Source organism: Sedimentibacter hydroxybenzoicus DSM 7310 (genome assembly GCF_013403245.1).
Taxonomy (GTDB): domain Bacteria; phylum Bacillota; class Clostridia; order Tissierellales; family Sedimentibacteraceae; genus Sedimentibacter; species Sedimentibacter hydroxybenzoicus.
In genome coordinates, this window is record NZ_JACBNQ010000010.1 from 1 (window position 1) to 18,632 (window position 18,632).

Genomic DNA, 18,632 nt, shown 5'->3' on the forward strand with positions numbered 1-18,632 from the left:
AAGATTGATTTTTCATGTGTCTTTCCTTAATTATTATGAAAACCCGCTAATTTTTAGCGGGTTTGTCAATAACCTGAAACCTGCATTACGCAGGTTTTTTTGTTGTACTTCCAGTATAAGTGACTGTCACCAAATTAAAAATTTGGGTCATCTGCTTAATCTTCCATAGATTGAGCTCTTGGTCTGCATCCGCTGCCGCCACCTGCTCCGCCAACAGAGTTTTCATCAATCTGTCTTGGGAATAATCTTGGGAATGTCTGGCATAGACTCGTTTGTTCAGGAGATATCTCTGTAAAGCCGGTGCTTAGAACACACAATTGAACCGGAACAACTATTTTCTTCTCGCAAGAAATACATAATGAAATTATTAGGTTAACTGACAATTCACCTGTTCTCGGATCAAGAGTAAAGTCTCTTTGAATACTGTTAGTAGCAAGTCTAACCACGCAATCCAGGTTGCAGAATTCGGTAAATCTCGGTAAGAATGCTGTATCAAATACTGATGGAACACAAATTTCAAAGAAGTTAGTTAATATTAATGGATTGCATTTGTCTGCTATTTCAACCATTGCTGATAATGTAATTATACTTTCATTATCAGAATTGCACGGTGTTACAACCAAATCCATTTCTATTTCTATACATCCTGAAACTTCTACATTTTGTGTGCCGAATACAGGAGTTCCGCGATCTTCATCATCACATAATTCTGTATCAACCCAAATTAATTTTTCGCTTAATGTACCGTCCGGTCCAACTACCTTGTAGTCGCAGCCGTCTTCTTTTTTAACAAATTGTCCGCCGGATATTGTTGTATCCGGGTTAATTCTTAAGTTGCAGTCATCATTAATGTTATCAGGATTGAAAAATTTTCTGCATCTGATATCAGCTATTCTTATAATGTTGACTCCACATCCTAAATTAGGTTCAAAACAAGTGTTAGGAGCTGTTTTTAATCCTTGCAGGTTAAACAATACAGCATCATAAACTTTTTGTACGTAAATTGGTTCGGTTACTACGTTTCTTAAAGTACCATCCCAATCGCATCCGGATTGACCGACACAGCATCTTTCCGCTATACCGCCTGTTCCTAACACATCATTTTTATTTGAGCATCTCATGCTTATATAACCTCCCTATTATTTCTATAACTTACTTTAATATATTCGTATATGCGATACTTGTTACAACTGCATATATTAAAAAAACATTTTGTTTTATAACTTCTTAATATCCTTGAATTTATTTATATATTAGTGTAAAGTATATAAGTACATTATATAAGGAAGGGCGACACACCTCTTTTTAACAGGGCGAATCTCTGTGGGATAGGAGGATGTCGTCAGAGGAAAAGGGACACATCTCTTTATGTCAGAGAAAGTCTTTGCGGATAGGAGAAATGCCCCTAAATTTACTAATATAAAAAGGAGGATATATGAAATTACCAATAGCAACATTTGAATTTGAAAACGGAGATATAATAAAGGCAGAGCTTTATCCTGAAATTGCTCCTAATACGGTGAGAAATTTTATTTCGTTAATTAATAAAAATTATTATGACGGGTTAATATTTCACAGAGTTATCAATGGGTTTATGATTCAGGGAGGAGACCCTAACGGAACAGGAGCAGGCGGACCCGGCTATTCCATAAATGGAGAGTTTACATCCAATGGATTTAAAAATGACTTGAAGCATGATGCAGGTGTTCTTTCAATGGCGAGAGCCATGAATCCTAACTCGGCAGGATCACAATTTTTCATAATGCATAAAAAATCTCCGCACTTAGACGGTCAATATGCTTCCTTCGGTAAAGTTATTGAAGGACTTGATGTAGTAGATAAAATTGCCAATACAGAAACAGATTACAGAGACAAACCCGTTAATGAGGTTAAATTAAAAAAAGTAACAGTAGACACTTTCGGAGAAACCTACTCAGAACCGGAGAAACAATAGAACAAGACATTTTGGACATTTTGTGGACATTTTGCATTTTGGGGACGGTCCTTTTTGGTTCCTGAACCCCAAGGAACCAAAAAGGACCGTCCCCAAAATGTCTATTGCTTAAAATCCTAGGTGTTCTCCTACCAATATAACCTTGATCCTGTTTTTCGGTTTGCACATTCTTGTGATTACTATCTGACCGCACAATGTGTCCTGCATAGTGCATTCTGAACATTTGCCTGTTATGCGGCATGGCGGCTGCGTATTTGTTCTGAAAGCATTAGGAACTGTTGCATCAAGGCGTATTTTTCTTACAGCCATATCTAATTCTGTTACGACCTTGTTCATACCCGCAACAACGATTACGCTGTCAGGACCGTAACATAGAGCAGCTACCCTGTTGCCGTTACCATCTATATTTACCAGTTCTCCGTCCATCGTTACAGCATTGGCACTCATTAAGAAAACATCCGAAGTTAATGCCTGTTTCATAAGCTTAACTCTTTCTTCGGGAGATTTTGCCTTATCTCTGTCTATAACTGAAATTTGCTTTTCCTCAAGAAGCTTCTTTATACCTAATTCATCTATGGTATAAGTACCGCCCCAGCCGACAATGTCCTCCTGTTTAATCAATGACATCACTTTTTCTATTGCTTCCTCTTTCGTATCAACATAGTAACCTTCCATAAATCTTTTCTGAAGATTCTTGATTATAGTTGAAGCTTTAACCCTGTATCCTTCTCTTGTGAAATCCATATTATCCTCCCTAATGTTTTAATTGTTTTATTATCCCATTAATTATATAATATAGTTAATATAAATTCAAGAGTTGAGGGGTGAAACAATAAGTACGATCCCAAAAAAGAAAGGAATACACAATGAAAGTACACGAAAAATTTTTAAACTACGTAAAATATGATACACAATCCGTTCCTGATGTTGATAAAATACCAAGCAGTGAAAAGCAAAAGGATTTGGCCAGCTGCTTGGTTGAAGAAATGAAAGCGATGGGTATCAAAGATGCCCGCATGGATGAAAACGGATACGTTTACGGAACAGTACCGAAAAATACGGATAAAGATATACCGGTTATCGGATTTATTGCCCACATGGATACGGCTCCGGATATGCCGGGAAATGATATAAAACCTAAAATAGTATATAATTATGATGGTAAAAATATTGTATTAAACGAAGAGAAAAATATTGTTATGAAAACAGAAATGTTTGAGCATTTAACAGATTATATAGGTAATGATTTGATAGTTACCGACGGTACTACTTTGTTAGGAGCGGACGATAAAGCAGGTATTGCCGAAATAATGTCCATGGCTGAAATTTTTATAAACAATCCGGATATAGAGCATGGAGATATAAAAATTGGCTTTACTCCTGATGAAGAAGTGGGAAACGGAGCAGATTTATTTAATGTAAAAGGATTTGGAGCGGATTTTGCTTATACTGTTGATGGAGGCAAATTAGGAGAATTAGAATACGAAAATTTTAATGCAGCAAGTGCTAAAATAGAAATAAGCGGAGTTAATATTCATCCCGGTTCTGCCAAAGATAAAATGATAAACTCCATATTAATAGCCATAGAGTTTCAAAACATGCTTCCCGTGAGAGAAACGCCGGAAAATACTGATGGATACGAGGGCTTTTATCATTTAACCGATATACACGGTGAAGTGGAAAAAACTAAATTAGATTATATAATAAGAGATCATAATCTTGAAAAATTTAATAGGAAAAAAGAAAGAATTGAAAAAATTGCGTCTTACCTAAATGAAAAATACGGTGTGGGCACTGTCAAAGTTAAAATGACGGATTCCTACTACAATATGAAAGAAAAAATATCGCCGCATATGCATATAATTGAAACTGCAAAAAAGGCTATGGAAAATCTAAATATTGAACCGATTATAGTACCTATAAGGGGAGGAACAGACGGAGCTAGATTATCCTATATGGGTTTGCCGTGTCCTAATCTCTGTACAGGCGGGCATAATTTCCATGGCAGATATGAGTATATACCTATACAGTCAATGGAAAAGGTGGTTGAGCTTTTAATTGAAATAGTAAAATTGAATGTAAAATAAAAGAACTCCCTCATTACGCTCTGAATGACGGAGTTGTCATCCCGAACGCAGTGAAGGATCTCATCTTTAGTACAACGAGATCCTTCTATACGCTCAGGATAAGCGACTGACACCAAATTAAAATTTGGGTCATCTGCTTATTTTTTAACCTTTTTCAATATACCGATATACGTATCATCAATCGAACTTTTATTTGTTTTGTAACCATTAAATGTTTTGATGATATCATAATCATTGATACCTTCCACAAATGCTCTTTCCGATTCGCCTATAAAATTCAGCACGTAAAGACGATTTAAAGAGTATTTGCTGAAAATTCCTTCGTATTCAATCAAGTCAGGTGTCGAAGGTTTTTCTGCTTTTTCAATCATCAACAAATTTACAAGCTCGACAATTCTGAGATTTTTGTTTAATGAATTAATCCCCGATGTATACCTGAGAAAATTTGTATCCCTGTAAAGTGAATAGCTGTACTTACCGAAGCTGTAGTCTTTGAAATCAATCAATTCAGAATCTGCTGTCAGGTCCCAGTTTATATTTAAAAGAGAAGGTATGTCGTTTGATTTTTTCAAATCATCAAACACTAAAGCCCTGAGCATTTCTTTATTGTTGTTTTTAATATAATAAGTATATCTGTAAAATAAAATGTTTATTTTGGCATTGTTGTTTTCGGTTAAATTATACCACTTTTCTAATGCTCCCATGTATAGCTCTTCTGAAACGCTGTACTTGCTTAAAAGAGTAAAAATCTGCATAAGTTCAGAGTCATTCAGATCGTTTCTTGCCATAATGCTTGCCAATAATTCATCTGCAAGTTTAGATTTTTCCTCATCTGAATATTTACCGAAGGTAATCATGTAAAAATTTGTGCCTACTACATTGTAATAGCCTTTTGAGCGTAATTCAGTCATTGTTTCAACTGCATTTAAATCATAAAGATGAGCATCTTCAGGGAAAATTAATCCGCCGTAGGATACATATTCTAAGGTGTCCTTTGCTTTTATAAATTTCCTGTCGTCAGCGGTAGCATTACTCCAGTTATATGTTTGAAAATATGAGTACATGTCTTCACCCTTGATAGGCATGAACTCAATTTTATTTAAATACTTGCTGCTGTCGCTTGTTTTAATATCACGATAAACTCTGTTTATCAATGCTGCTGCTTCTGCTCTCGTAATATTGTTGCTTCCTTTAAAGGTTCCGTCTTCGTATCCCGAAATGATTTCCGAATTGTAAAGTCTTTTTATTTCATTATAATATCTGTTATTAGCGCTTACATCTTTAAAATTAAGATTGTTATCATATATTGCATCATTGCTGAAGACCGCCAGAAGAGCCACGGATTCTTCTCTGGTAATCGGTCTGTCCGGATAAAAATCAGAACCTCTGAAAATGTCGTAGAATGAATAATCCTTATTTGGTTTCAAGCGTTCATACATTGATATTACGAATGTATAAGCCCAATGCCTATCTGACATATCGTTATAAGACATGTCACTTGTGTAAACCTCATTCATTTGTTTTTGTCCATAAGCAGTTTTCGCTAAAATGGTTATAAATTCAGCTCTGGTGATATTGTTTTCAGGTCTGAAAGTAAAATCACCATATCCTTTAAAAACTTTTAAGGTGTTAGAAGCAAAATCAATATCGCTTGCCGCCCAGTGATTATATGTATCATAATACACTGTTTTTGCCAATGCGGGTTGAATGGATAACACATTAAAAATAGTAATTAATAATAATAGCTTAATAAATTTGTTCAATATGCATCATCACCCTTTTTCATTATACTTATAAATTATATTTACCTCCTCATCAGTTATATTAAACATCTTTTTAAGGAATAATTCAATACTAATTTTTCCTAAATCAGATATATTTTGAGTTTGTTTTTCAGTGGGTAAATATATTTTTGCATTATTCAATTTGTTGGGATAATATTCATATAATCCGTTTCCTACTTTTTTTGCAATACATTTGAAATAAAATTCAAATATATTAGAATTTAAATAGTTCAACAAATACTCATAATTGATATTATCTCTTAAATTATTTATAAAGTAAATATCTGCGCTGCAGAAATAACCTTTTTCGTCATAACAGAAATTATTGCCTTTAGACTTATATGGGAAAATTATTTTTGGATTCTCAAAATCAGATTGAATACGGCTCCACTGGAGCTCATACCATTTACGATATCCATTTTTGCATTCTCGTCTGTTTGACAGCTTATCCCTAAACTGTAACAAGTAATTGATTGTATTTGGATATTTTTCTTCGTCATCTATTAAATTTGTGTATATTAAGTATAAGTTATTATATTTAATATCTGATTTTGATATGTTACTGTTTTTAATCCATTTCCTGAGCAAATTTTCTTCTATATTATAATTTTTGATAATTTCCTCATTCACAATGAAAGCTTTGTCTAAACCGGTTATTATTCCCTGCTTTATGTTACATATATCCTTTATAAAAGTATTGGAAATTGCATTAATTCTATTGAACAGCTGTTCATCCGCATCCTTTAAAATAATCCAGCCTGTGCTTTTAAGCTTATCCTGATCATAGCGGAAGCTTTCAATTTTATCGTTAATATATTTGACGTAAGGAAATTGATTATTGTTCCCGACTAAATTAAATAATGTTATGACAGCCGGGCTTACCATAGCATTTTTAAAGGTTGTTTTCCCGCTGAAATCAGACAGAGATACAATGCTGAAATTTTCCTTTAAATATTCTCTCAATTTATCGGCATAAAGTGCTTCCAAAAAATACCTAGAGGTAATAAAGGATAGTATACCGTTATATTTTAATAATTTCTTGCTTTTTTGAAAAAAGCAGTAAGAAATATCAGCTTTATCATAAAAAACATCTGTATATTTTTCATACAAAATTTTTTTGTATTCAGCAGAAGTATTTTTATGTCCTACATAGGGGGGATTTCCTATTATAATATCAAAATTTCCTATGTTTATATCATCGGTAAGAAAATCCAGATTATATATGTTAAAGTGCACATCATAGCTGTCACTGATGAAAAGGATACTCATTTTTGTTAAAAATATGGAAAAATCATCTATATCAATACCATAAAGCATGTTTTCAATTATATATTTGTCGTCTACATCATTTAATTTACTTTTAATCCTTCTAAAACTTTCTGCAAGAAAGTAGCCTCCTCCACAGGACGGATCAAGAATTTTTAATTTTTTGTTTATTCCTTTAATACGAAATACCTGAGAAAGCATCTTATCAATCAATTCATAGGGTGTATACACTTGTCCCAGCACTTTCTTTTCCCTGGAAGTCAGCAAGATCTCATATAGCTCAGCAGGGCTGTACATTGGGTTTTTATCAATGCTTAATGAAATTAAATTGAATATTTTTTCTTCGGTATTTTTGTCATTTAAGTTAAACTTTATATGTTCCTTAAATACATTCGGTTCATCACCGTAAAAATTTGGGGTACTTCTGTATCTTGTGTAACCTTGGGTTAAAATATCTCTTCCTGAAGTCTTTATATCATAAAGGATTTTTGATACAAAAAAAATCACATATTTAACGCTGCATATATAATCCGCGTATTCCATTTCTTTTATAATCGAAACTATTCCTTTTGCCAATGACTTGTTCATCAGTACCTCTTGAGTTGCCTTGTTTTGCATATCTTATCATTTTTTTAAAACAAAATCAATATAATCGGCTATAAAATGCTATATAGTACATGTGGGGGTGATAATATGGCAATTATAGTTAATCAATCTAATTCTAAATTGAAATTATTCTTCAACGCAGGTACGGACGAAAATGATAAAGACATCATTAAGAATAAGACCTATTCAAACATTAAAGCAGCAGTGACTAACGATGATGTATACAACTTAGGTGTTGAACTGTCACAGCTTCAGGAATACCCGTTAGTAAATCTTGTTCGTTTGGAAGAGTATCAGCTATTAAATGATATTGAAGACTAAGTATGTGTCATCATGGACGTAGTAAAAGATCTCCTGTGTTACTCATGGTGATATTCTTAGTACTAAAGTCCTCGGAATGACGAAACTATATTATAAAGGGGTGATAATATGGCAAAAAGGTTATTGATGACGTTTAAAACCTTGGACGGGGCAACAACTTCATTAACAGTTGATGAACCGAGAGACGGATTGACAGAAGCTGAGGTAAGAGAGGTTATGGACAATATAATCGCAAAAAATATATTCGAAACCAAAAAAGGCGATTTGTTCGAAATAAAGTCTGCTGAAATAATATCTACAACCGAAGAAATTTTAATATAGATTTTGGTAATACTGTGATATAATCATACGTAGGGCGGATAACCGCCCTGCGTATAATAATGAACAGTGAATAGTGAAAAATGAACAATGAAAAATGAAAGACAGGAGGATTCAATGATAAATAAAGGAGAAATTACAAACAGTAACAAAACTCTAAAAGATGTATCTCAATTAAAAGAAGTTTTATGGATTAATCCTAAAAATATGAAGTACGAAGAAGCCGCAAAAACAATAAATCTTGATACATCATTGATAGATGATGCCGAAAGACGTTTAAACAAATTTGCACCTCTTATAGAAATTCTCTTCCCCGAAACGCAAAAATCCCATGGAATTATAGAGTCACCATTAAGAGGAATAGATAATATGAAGCAGGAATTAATATCATCATACGATACTCAGATTTCCGGAAAGCTGCTTCTTAAAATGGACAGTCATTTGGCTATAGCCGGCTCCGTCAAGGCAAGAGGAGGAATATACGAAGTTCTTAAATATGCTGAAACTCTCGCTTTAAAAAATAATATTTTAAAGGAAGACGACGATTATTCAATTATGGCAGAAAAAAGATTTAAGGATTTTTTTGGCCAGCATAAAGTTCAGGTAGGTTCAACAGGTAACTTAGGACTCAGTATAGGCATTACCTCAGCGACATTAGGGTTTAATGTAATGGTACATATGTCATCCGATGCAAAGCAGTGGAAAAAAGATTTGCTGAGATCCAAGGGTGCACAGGTCTTAGAATATGACGGCGATTTTTCCAAAGCGGTGGAAGAAGGAAGAAAAATGTCCGATCAAGATCCTATGAGTTACTTTGTAGATGATGAGAATTCAATGAATTTATTCTTAGGCTACGCAGTTGCTGCAAGAAGATTGAAAAAACAATTAGATGATATGAATATTACGGTAAATAAGGATAATCCGTTGTTTGTTTACCTTCCTTGCGGAGTAGGAGGAGCACCGGGAGGAATAACTTACGGACTGAAATCAATTTATAAGGATGATGTTCACTGCTTCTTTGTGGAGCCGACTCATGCACCTGCAATGCTGATAGGTATGGTAACCGGACTTCATAACGATATAAGTGTTCAGGATCTTGGTATAGATGGAAAAACTCATGCAGACGGATTAGCGGTGGGAAGACCTTCTAAGCTTGTGGGTAAGATGATGGATTATTTGTTAGGAGGAGTTTTCACCATAGAGGATTATAAATTATATGATAATATGAGAATGCTGAAAACTTCTGAAAATATAGATATTGAACCGTCGGCATGCGCCGGATTTGAAGGGGTAATAAAAATAGAAAAATCTGAAGCAGAAAAAGATTATATAAACAAGCATCAATTGAAAGGTAAAATGAAAAATGCAACTCATATAGTGTGGGCAACGGGAGGAAGCTTAGTACCGGAAGAGATAAACAAAGAGTTCCTGAATACCTACCTGTAAAGACCCAGAGGGGACGGTTCTTACTGGACCAATGAGATTTCCCAAGTATTTACAAAAAAACATTGATAATAAAGTAATATTTTGCTAACATAAAACAAAACAAATAAAAGTGCAGACAGAACCGTCCCTTTTGTCTGTCAAGAGGAGGAGACATGAAAGCAAATTTAAACCCTGCTAAGGGGATGAGAGACATAATACCACAGGAAAAAGAAATAAGAGATTACGTTGAGGGTGTTATAATTAATACATACAAGCAAAACGGATTTGAACTTATAGAAACTCCGATGGTAGAAAATATTGAAAATCTGATAGAAAGTAAAGGCGGAGAAAACCTTAAATTAATATATAGAATATTAAAAAGAGGAGATAAGCTTGACTTTTCAAAAGAGACACTGACAGAGGAGGATTTAGCTGATTTAGGACTCAGATATGATCTTACTGTTCCTCTCAGCCGTTTCTACTGCAACAACAAAGCAAAATTACCTTCAGTTTTTAAAGCTTTGCAGGTAGGCAATGTATTCAGAGCCGAAAGAGCACAAAAAGGAAGATACAGAAGCTTCAAGCAATGTGATATAGATATAATCGGTGACAGCACGAATAAGGCTGAGCTTGAGCTTATTGCCACTACTGCAAAAGCGCTGACTTCATTGGGTGTAACCGATTTTATGGTAAGGTTCAATGACAGAAGAGTATTAAAATCCGTAATATTAAACTGTGGATTTGCCGAAGAAGAATTTGACAATGTGTGCATAATTGTTGACAAGTTAGATAAAATCGGATTGCCGGGAGTGGAAAAGGAGTTAAAAGCTAAGGAATATTCGGAAGTCTCCATAACCAAATTAATTGAAGCACTTGAAAATATCAATAAAGAAAAAACCAATTGCCTGAAAAATTACGGAGTGCCTGAAGAAGTTGTAAAAGAAGTGGAAGAAATTCTCGAATTATCAAGAGAATACGCACAAAATAAGTACGATATAGAATATGATTTTACTTTAATAAGAGGTCTGGGATATTATACCGGCTCGATATTTGAAATTGCATATAAGGATTTGGGATATTCTATAGCAGGCGGCGGAAGATACGATGAAATGGTTGGTAATTTCATAGGTGAAAGAATACCCGCAACGGGCTTTTCGATCGGATTTGAAAGATTAGTAAATCAATTGATGGAAGAAAGGTTCAAGGTTCCTAATCAGGAAAAATTAGTTTTGCTGTTTGAAACATCGGACAATTATGTAGATGTTATGAGAAAAGCCGATGAATTAAGAAATAAAGGATATTCGGTATCGACTTACGAAAAGGCTAAAAAGCTTGGCAAACAATTGAATCAATTTACAGAGTATGGATTTAATAAATTTGCTGTATACGACAAAGAGGAAATGGAAATTAAAGAATTATCGTAAATATAAAGAGATAGATTCTTCACTGCATTCAAGATGACACAATTGTCTTGTCATTCTGAACGCAGTGAAGAATCTCATCTTTTGACCAACGAGATCCTTTGCTGTTGCTCAGGATAAGCAACTGACACCAAATTAAAATTTGGGTCATCTGGAACATTCGAACAATATTAGCCATGTCATTCTGAGGGTTTGCCCGAAGAATCTCATCTTTTGTACAACGAGATCCTTCGCTTTCGCTCAGGATAAGCGACTGACACCAAATCACAGATTTGGGTCATCTGCTTACTTCTCTGTTTCAAATGCATCTTTTTTAATAAATTTTGATAATATAAATGTTATCAGTATAGCTGAAATAAAACGTGCACCTAACAATGCCGCTATATTTGCTCCTACACCTGCAAAAATCATCGAATCTTCAATCACAGCGTGGCAAACGGATAAAAACATTGTAATCAGGAAAATACTTCTTTTATCAACATCGTAATCTTTAACACTTTGTATAATTGCTCCCGCGCCGATAGTCAAACCGAAAGTCATCCCGAACAGCAATGATACGCCGGATTTTTCACTTATAGTAAAAAAGTTGGAAATCGGTTTAATTGCTTTAGATAATTTGTCTATTAATTGAGTATCCTTGAATATTTCAATTGTAATCATTATGGGTATTAAAACCTTTGTTATACTCCATATAAATGAAATCAAATTAATTATTATATCAATTATTGCATTCATAACATCACCCAAATATCCTATAAAATAAAAATCCCATCAGCAATGAAAAAAATAAACGAACTGAAGTACTGGCGAATGTGCTGACTCCTAGCTTTTTAACAACGGCGCCTTCGGTTATTAAATTATGTGCTATGGAACTCATTATTGCTATTGTGCTTATTTGAAAACCTGTCAATTCTATTGCTGCTAAGGCACCCAATGCTGCATACGTTCCGGAAAAATAACTTAATATCATTATTAATGATGCCTCACCGGGCAGTCCGAATACTGACATAACCGGCGCAAAGAATTCAGCAATTATGTTTAATAATCCGGATAATGATAAAACCTGCACAATTATGTAGACAGGGACCAGTATTTTCATTAAATCTAAAAGGGTGGCAATACCATTGGTTAACCCCCTTTTAAATGTATCTATAGTAATCATTTTTATCCTCCTGTTATTAAGCATCCCTTTTTACACAGTACAGAGGGATATTCTAATATAGTTATAACACAGTTGCTTTTTATTAACAATGTATATTTTTATCTCTATTAATTTGACAACCTTATTATGTCTTGGTAAAATTGTAAATGACAGAAAATTTAAGAGAAAAGGGAGAAATTTATGAGCCTTAAAAAAATATTTGCTATTACATTTTCACTGTTGATATTATCAATCAATTTTGCATTTGCAGAAGAAAATTCAACAATTTTAACTCCATACTCCTCAGGTTACAATAAATATACAAATAATCCTTACGGATATGAAATTATTCTTTTGGATGCTCTTGAATTAAAGGAAGACATCGTAAGTGTAAAAAGCAGATTTGAATCTGAAAATGTAGTAGTTGATATTTTGTATGATAATTTTGAGAACTCTTTAGATAATATTACTACATATATAAATTACGGGAATAAAGGAATATTAAGAAACCCTGATTTTGTAATAACGAGGGAATACAATCATAATTTTAATGGAACCAACAGTCACATTACGCTGTTTGAAAGAAGAAAGGTAAAAAGTGATGTGCCGGATCGTAATTATTATGCTATGATTGCATTTCCGAGACACAACAAAGAAGTAATAACGGTGTTTATTAAATCTGCACACCCTATATATATAGATTATATTATGCCAAGCTTTAAATTAACAAATAAAGCAGGAACTATGAAAGAGGATGTAATTTTTAAACCGGTACAGAAAAAGTTCGATGAAAAAACTTCAGTGTTTTTTGATAATTATTTTATCAATAATGAAAAAATAGATTTTGGTATATTTGAACCGACGTATCCTACGTATGATTATAGGTTAAAGCAGCTTGAGCAAATGTTTGATTATGAATTTCCGGTTGTTCTGCTATATAATTCATTTGTGCTTCCTTTCAAAACAGATTATATGAATTTGGCAAAGGAACAAGGAAAAGTTGTTGAATACGGACTATATACAACCGACTTTATTGATGGCAGGGAAGTAGACATAACCCTTGATATAATCGAAGGAAAATATGATGATTATTTAGATCGTCTGGCGCAAAGCTTCAATGAATATGATTATCCTGTTTTATTCAGATTAAACAATGAGATGAACGGAGAATGGGTTTGGTATTCGGCACACCTGGTTGGCAAGGACACAGATTTATTTATTGAATGCTGGAGATACATCTATAATAAATTTAAGGAGCATGGAGTAGATAACCTGCTTTTCGTGTGGAATCCTAATGAAAAATCATTTCCCGGCTATGCATATAACCATTATTTAAATTATTATCCGGGTGATGAATACGTAAATATAGTAGGACTCACGTCATACAATACAGGTAACTATTACATTGGAGAAACGTGGAGAAGTTTTGCGGAAAGCTATGACCATTTCTATTATGACTATGTTAAGCGTTTTGAACATCCTATGATGATAACGGAATTTTCCGGCGCTTCATTGGGAGGCAATAAAAGCGCGTGGTTTGAGGATATGTTTAACAGAATCACTCAATACGACAGAATTAAGCTTGCAGTTTTATGGAACGGTCAGGATTACGACATGACAAAGCCGGAAAAACCGGTTTCAAGAAATTATCGTATAGACCAGGAGCAGGATGTTATAGATGCGGTTCGTACCGGTCTTGAAAGATTAAAATAGGAGTAAATTATGAACATTTTAGTTTGTGACGATGACAAAGAAATAGTTGATGCAATAGAAATATATTTAAAAAATGAGGGATATAATATCTTGAAGAGCTACTCGGGTTTAGAGGCTATAGAAATGATTAAATACAATGAAGTGCATTTAATTATTATGGATATAATGATGCCTGAAATGGACGGAATAAGAGCCACATCAAAAATCAGGGAAATAAAAAATATTCCTGTAATTATGCTGTCCGCCAAATCAGAAGAAACAGATATCGTATTCGGTCTTAATATGGGAGCCGACGATTATATTACGAAACCGTTTAATCCGTTGGAGCTGTTGGCAAGAGTTAAGTCACAGCTTCGAAGATATACTACGTTAGGCGGAGCCGGAGAGGTAGAAAGAAGCAACTGTTATAAAACGGGCAGCTTGTTCATGGATGATGAAAGGAAAATAGTTACTGTTGACGGGGAATCAGTGAAGCTGACCCCGGTTGAATATAAAATATTGTTATTGCTTACAAAAAATAAAGGCAAGGTGTTTTCCATCGACGAAATTTATCAGGAGGTATGGAACGAACCTTCTTTTAATCCCGAGAACACTGTGGCAGTCCATATCAGAAGGATAAGAGAAAAAATAGAGATAGACCCGAAAAATCCAAGATACCTGAAGGTGGTGTGGGGTGTTGGTTACAAAGTGGAAGATTTATAAAAGAAAAAGAATTACCAAAACAGCTGCTTTTATTTTGCTGGTGATATGCATTATGATAGGTGTATCATCCGGATTAAATATTTATCTTAATGTAGAGAATTATGAAAGTATATCTGAAAAGAATTATTTGAACAGCAATACATTAAGCAACGAGCTTCGTTATGCGGCGAATCGACTAGAACATGTTTTGAGTGTTTATAAAAGTGAAGATTATATACTCGAAGGAGGAACGGTCGAAGATTTAGAAATAGAGGACAGCTGGCAGCTTACTAACTTATACAACAATTATATTACCGAAATGGGTTATGAAAACAATCAGCAATCCAGAGAGTTTTTTTGGAAGGAAAAAAGTAAGGAAATAGATCAATTAAAAGAAATAATATTGAATTCTGATTTGAAAACCTACCATCAGATATTAGATAATCTGAACAATCCAAAGGGGATGATTTATTATGCTACTGATGGTAAAAATGTAATAACCAATACAGAAAGACCGGATAAAAACTATTATAAGCAATTTAACGTATACATTGTAATAGATAATAAATCCATTGAAATAGTCCCAAATAACGGATATGGAGAGTTTTCCCCATCCTTGACCGATACATTTGAAAAATTAGAGAAACAAAGAGATAAAACATCCATCTATGCAAGCTTAATTGATGATGGTCTTTTGCTGCGGGTAAACAGATGGAATTCGGACAGACAAATATTGATTAAAAACACAGCAGTTATAGCATTATGCTTGTGTATCATACTAACATGCTTTGTTTATCTTTCTTCAGTTGCAGGCAGGACAGTAAATAACGAAGAAGTTAATTTATATAAAATAGACGAATTACCTACCGACTTAAATTTAATATTGATAGCCGGTATTGTTGCATTTGGATATTTTAATTTTAACAGTTTGTTGGATCTTCGGTTTGTAAACATAAATTTACTGAGATTTGCAATGATATCTTCAGCAGTGATATTTGTACTGATATTATTATCATTGTTTTTTTCTATTGTAAGACAAATAAAGAAAAGAGCATTTATAAAACATTCATTGCTTTATTTATTATTTAAAGCTTTAATTAACAGTATATTAAAAATCGTTGCAAGCGGACCTTTGATGTTAAAATCAATAGGAGCAATACTACTCTTAATAGGAATATCGGCATACAGTTTAAACAACCCTCCTCTATTGGTAATTATTGCTTTAACTTCCGTCTATCTTGTATATATAAAGGTCAAAAAATTTGAAACTATCCAGGCAGGCTTACAAGTTGCAAAAAATGGTGATTATGACAACAAGATAACCGTAGAAGGAACAGGGGAATTTTCACAGCTTGCAGAAAATATAAATGAGATGACAAGCGGTCTGAAAACGGCGGTTCAAAACGAGGTAAAAAGCGAAAAATTAAAAACCGAATTAATAACCAACGTTTCCCACGACATAAAAACACCGCTTACCTCGATAATGTCTTATATTGATTTATTAAAAAGAGAAGGTCTTTGCTCTGATGATGCTCCAAAGTATTTAGAGGTTTTAGACAGAAAATCTAAAAGGTTAAAAACACTTACCGAAGATTTGTTTGAAGCGGCAAAGGCAACAAGCGGAAGCATTGAGCCGAAATTTGTGAAGGTTAATGTAAACGCATTGGTCTCACAAATCTTAGGAGAATTAGACGAAAAGATTAATGAATCAGAATTGACATTTAAGGTAACCGCAACGGAGGAAAAAGTATATGCATGGGCAGACGGCAGATTGTTAAGCAGAGTTATGGAAAATTTGTTGTCTAATATTTTTAAGTATGCCATAAAAGGCTCAAGAGTTTATATAAATATTACGGGAACAGAAAAAGAAGCAAAAGTAAGTTTTAAAAATGTTTCGGCCTACGAATTAAATATTCCTGCGGAGGAATTGATGGAAAGATTCAAAAGAGGAGACGAGTCAAGGAGCTCTGAAGGAAGTGGTCTGGGTCTCGCAATAGCAAAGTCACTGATGGAAATTCAGGAAGGTATTTTGGAAATCAGCATTGATGCAGACTTGTTTACAGCAGAAGTAATACTGAAAAAATGGGAGCCGGCTTAAACTGTTTAAAACGCTGAGACAAACACTAACTTAGTGCATATAATATTTATAGAAAGCATATGCTTTCTTTTTTTTAAAGGAGCAATTAACATGGATATAAATAATTTAATTCAGAATTTTGGTTTTCCAGTTTCTTGCGTAATAGGATGTGGCTGGTTTATATACAAAATGTATTTTAACAGTACAGAGGAAAATAAAAAAAGAGAAGAACGAAATTATGAAATGCTTGGCAGATTCCAAACAAGCATTGATAAATTTGCAGATGTATTAGAAGGCTATGAGCAGAAATTAACGGTTATAGAAAGAGATGTAAAAGATATTAAAGACGTTGTTAATAAGTAGATAATAATTAGCAAATTCCTTTTTTATAAATAATTTTTTGGAAACCATGAATAAAAAATAATTAATCGCTCATAATACTAAAAAAGAAAACAGCGTGTAACTTTTAAATATAACGTCCCCCTTTATTTTAATCATACGCTTTTTTCTTTTTTTTATTGAAATTTTTTGCGAAAAATGTTATTATATATGAATATAAAAACAGCAAGCTATTAAGGGAGAAACATGGAAAAAATAATAGTAAGAAAAAGCTTAGGGCTTAATGGAAATATAAGAGTTGACGGTTCCAAAAATGCAATACTGCCTATATTGGCAGCGACACTGTTGACCGATGAAGAATGTATAATTCATGACGTACCATATTTAGAAGACGTTCAGGTTATGTGTAAACTGCTTGAAAGTTTGGGAGCAAATGTAGAAAAAACAGAAAACACTTTGAAAATTTCAGTTAAAAATATAAAAACATGTGAAGCACCGTATGAATTAATCAGTAAAATGAGAGCATCATTTTTAGTAATGGGTCCTTTATTGGCAAGATGCAATAGTGCAAAGGTTTATATGCCCGGTGGGTGTGCTATTGGGACAAGACCTATTGACTTACATTTAAAGGGTTTTAAATATTTAGGTGCTGAGGTAAAGTCAGAAAGCGGCTATGTTAATGCTGTGACCGAGAAGTTGACCGGTAATGATATTTATTTAGATTTTCCCAGCGTAGGGGCTACGGAAAATATTATAATGGCTGCTTCGCTTGCGGTCGGAGAAACAATTCTGGAAAATGCCGCAGAGGAGCCGGAAATTGTAGACTTGGCAAACTTCCTGAACAGTATGGGTGCCAACATTATTGGAGCCGGAACAAAGACAATACGTATAAAGGGAGTAAATAAGCTTCATAAGACAGAACATACGATAATACCGGACAGAATAGAAGCAGGTACATATATGGTTTTAGCAGCTGCAACGGGGGGGAATGTAACAATAGAAAATGTTGTTTCCAGTCACCTTCAGCCGGTTATTGCAAAGCTAAGAGAAGCAGGAGCAATCGTAGAAGAATATGATGATAAAATAAAGGTTGTATCTAACGGCAATATCAAGCCAGTAGATATTAAAACACTTCCATACCCGGGATTCCCTACGGATATGCAGGCGCAATTTATGGCTATGCTTGCCATAGCGGAGGGTACAAGTATCATACATGAAACTATTTTTGAAAACAGGTTCATGCATGCGAGCGAGCTGTCCAGAATGGGAGCAAATGTGAAAATTGAAGGAAGCAGCGCAATTTTAAAAGGAAGCAGCAAATTAAGCGGCGCGAAGGTTAAAGCAACAGATTTAAGAGCCGGAGCAGCTTTAATAATTGAAGGACTTATAGCCGATGGTGAAACAGAAATCACGGAAGTTTATCATATAAAAAGAGGCTATGCAAATATTATAGAAAAGCTTCAAAATATCGGAGCTAACATACATTACGAGGAATGACG

Annotated in this window: 17 protein-coding genes; 11 read left to right on the forward strand and 6 right to left on the reverse strand. The window is 34.0% G+C overall.

The genetic code is table 11. The features are described from left to right. Positions 1-155: 155 nt before the first annotated feature. On the reverse strand, positions 156-1,121 hold the full coding sequence (locus HZF24_RS09940; protein WP_179238166.1) for a hypothetical protein: 966 nt from the start codon (positions 1,119-1,121) through the stop codon (positions 156-158). Positions 1,122-1,435: 314 nt separating this feature from the next. On the opposite strand from HZF24_RS09940, the gene HZF24_RS09945 reads away from it, so the two are divergent. Next, positions 1,436-1,954 carry a peptidylprolyl isomerase gene (locus HZF24_RS09945; RefSeq protein ID WP_179238167.1) on the forward strand — a complete coding sequence of 173 codons (519 nt, stop codon included), beginning with the start codon at positions 1,436-1,438 and terminating at the stop codon, positions 1,952-1,954. Between the two features lie 108 nt (positions 1,955-2,062). On the opposite strand, the gene HZF24_RS09950 is transcribed toward HZF24_RS09945, so the two are convergent. Then, positions 2,063-2,698 carry a lactate utilization protein gene (locus HZF24_RS09950; RefSeq protein ID WP_179238168.1) on the reverse strand — a complete coding sequence of 212 codons (636 nt, stop codon included), beginning with the start codon at positions 2,696-2,698 and terminating at the stop codon, positions 2,063-2,065. A gap of 122 nt (positions 2,699-2,820) precedes the next feature. On the opposite strand from HZF24_RS09950, the gene pepT reads away from it, so the two are divergent. After that, a complete protein-coding gene (pepT, locus tag HZF24_RS09955; protein WP_179238169.1) occupies positions 2,821-4,041 on the forward strand; it encodes a peptidase T in 1,221 nt (406 codons plus the stop codon). Positions 4,042-4,178: 137 nt separating this feature from the next. Here the strand turns inward: pepT and HZF24_RS09960 are convergent, their stop codons facing one another. After that, positions 4,179-5,804, reverse strand: a complete 1,626-nt coding sequence (locus HZF24_RS09960; RefSeq protein WP_179238170.1) for an S-layer homology domain-containing protein — start codon at positions 5,802-5,804, stop codon at positions 4,179-4,181. A gap of 9 nt (positions 5,805-5,813) precedes the next feature. Then, positions 5,814-7,679 carry an Eco57I restriction-modification methylase domain-containing protein gene (locus HZF24_RS09965; protein ID WP_179238171.1) on the reverse strand — a complete coding sequence of 622 codons (1,866 nt, stop codon included), beginning with the start codon at positions 7,677-7,679 and terminating at the stop codon, positions 5,814-5,816. Between the two features lie 105 nt (positions 7,680-7,784). Here HZF24_RS09965 and HZF24_RS09970 point away from each other — a divergent pair, with 105 nt between their 5' ends. From HZF24_RS09970 to hisS, 4 genes are all read left to right on the forward strand, one after another. Beyond that, entirely contained in the window at positions 7,785-8,018 is a 234-nt protein-coding gene (locus tag HZF24_RS09970; RefSeq protein ID WP_179238172.1) for a DUF1659 domain-containing protein, read from the forward strand. 108 nt (positions 8,019-8,126) lie between these two features. After that, positions 8,127-8,339 (forward strand): DUF2922 domain-containing protein, encoded by a 213-nt coding sequence (locus HZF24_RS09975; protein WP_179238173.1) that lies wholly within the window; start codon positions 8,127-8,129, stop codon positions 8,337-8,339. A 114-nt stretch (positions 8,340-8,453) separates the two neighbouring features. Continuing rightward, entirely contained in the window at positions 8,454-9,782 is a 1,329-nt protein-coding gene (gene dsdA / locus HZF24_RS09980; RefSeq protein WP_179238174.1) for a D-serine ammonia-lyase, read from the forward strand. A gap of 152 nt (positions 9,783-9,934) precedes the next feature. After that, complete coding sequence (gene hisS, locus HZF24_RS09985) at positions 9,935-11,185, forward strand: histidine--tRNA ligase (RefSeq protein WP_179238175.1); 1,251 nt, start codon at positions 9,935-9,937, stop codon at positions 11,183-11,185. A 282-nt stretch (positions 11,186-11,467) separates the two neighbouring features. Here the strand turns inward: hisS and HZF24_RS09990 are convergent, their stop codons facing one another. Then, positions 11,468-11,917 (reverse strand): nucleoside recognition domain-containing protein, encoded by a 450-nt coding sequence (locus tag HZF24_RS09990; protein ID WP_179238176.1) that lies wholly within the window; start codon positions 11,915-11,917, stop codon positions 11,468-11,470. 4 nt (positions 11,918-11,921) lie between these two features. Further along, on the reverse strand, positions 11,922-12,344 hold the full coding sequence (locus tag HZF24_RS09995; protein WP_179238177.1) for a nucleoside recognition domain-containing protein: 423 nt from the start codon (positions 12,342-12,344) through the stop codon (positions 11,922-11,924). Between the two features lie 180 nt (positions 12,345-12,524). On the opposite strand from HZF24_RS09995, the gene HZF24_RS10000 reads away from it, so the two are divergent. The 5 genes from HZF24_RS10000 to murA all read left to right on the forward strand — a co-directional run bounded on the left by HZF24_RS10000 (position 12,525) and on the right by murA (position 18,630). Continuing rightward, positions 12,525-14,036 carry a glycoside hydrolase family 26 protein gene (locus HZF24_RS10000; protein ID WP_179238178.1) on the forward strand — a complete coding sequence of 504 codons (1,512 nt, stop codon included), beginning with the start codon at positions 12,525-12,527 and terminating at the stop codon, positions 14,034-14,036. 9 nt (positions 14,037-14,045) lie between these two features. After that, on the forward strand, positions 14,046-14,738 hold the full coding sequence (locus HZF24_RS10005) for a response regulator transcription factor (protein ID WP_179238179.1): 693 nt from the start codon (positions 14,046-14,048) through the stop codon (positions 14,736-14,738). Then, positions 14,710-16,815 carry a HAMP domain-containing sensor histidine kinase gene (locus tag HZF24_RS10010; protein WP_179238180.1) on the forward strand — a complete coding sequence of 702 codons (2,106 nt, stop codon included), beginning with the start codon at positions 14,710-14,712 and terminating at the stop codon, positions 16,813-16,815. The genes HZF24_RS10005 and HZF24_RS10010 overlap by 29 nt, the downstream gene beginning before the upstream one ends. Positions 16,816-16,905: 90 nt before the next feature. Next, positions 16,906-17,157: a hypothetical protein gene (locus tag HZF24_RS10015; RefSeq protein WP_179238181.1), complete on the forward strand. Its 252-nt coding sequence runs from the start codon at positions 16,906-16,908 to the stop codon at positions 17,155-17,157. A gap of 222 nt (positions 17,158-17,379) precedes the next feature. Beyond that, the gene (gene murA / locus HZF24_RS10020) at positions 17,380-18,630 is read left to right on the forward strand and encodes a UDP-N-acetylglucosamine 1-carboxyvinyltransferase (RefSeq protein WP_179238182.1); all 1,251 of its coding nucleotides are present in this window, start codon (positions 17,380-17,382) and stop codon (positions 18,628-18,630) included. The last annotated feature ends 2 nt before the right edge of the window (positions 18,631-18,632 follow it).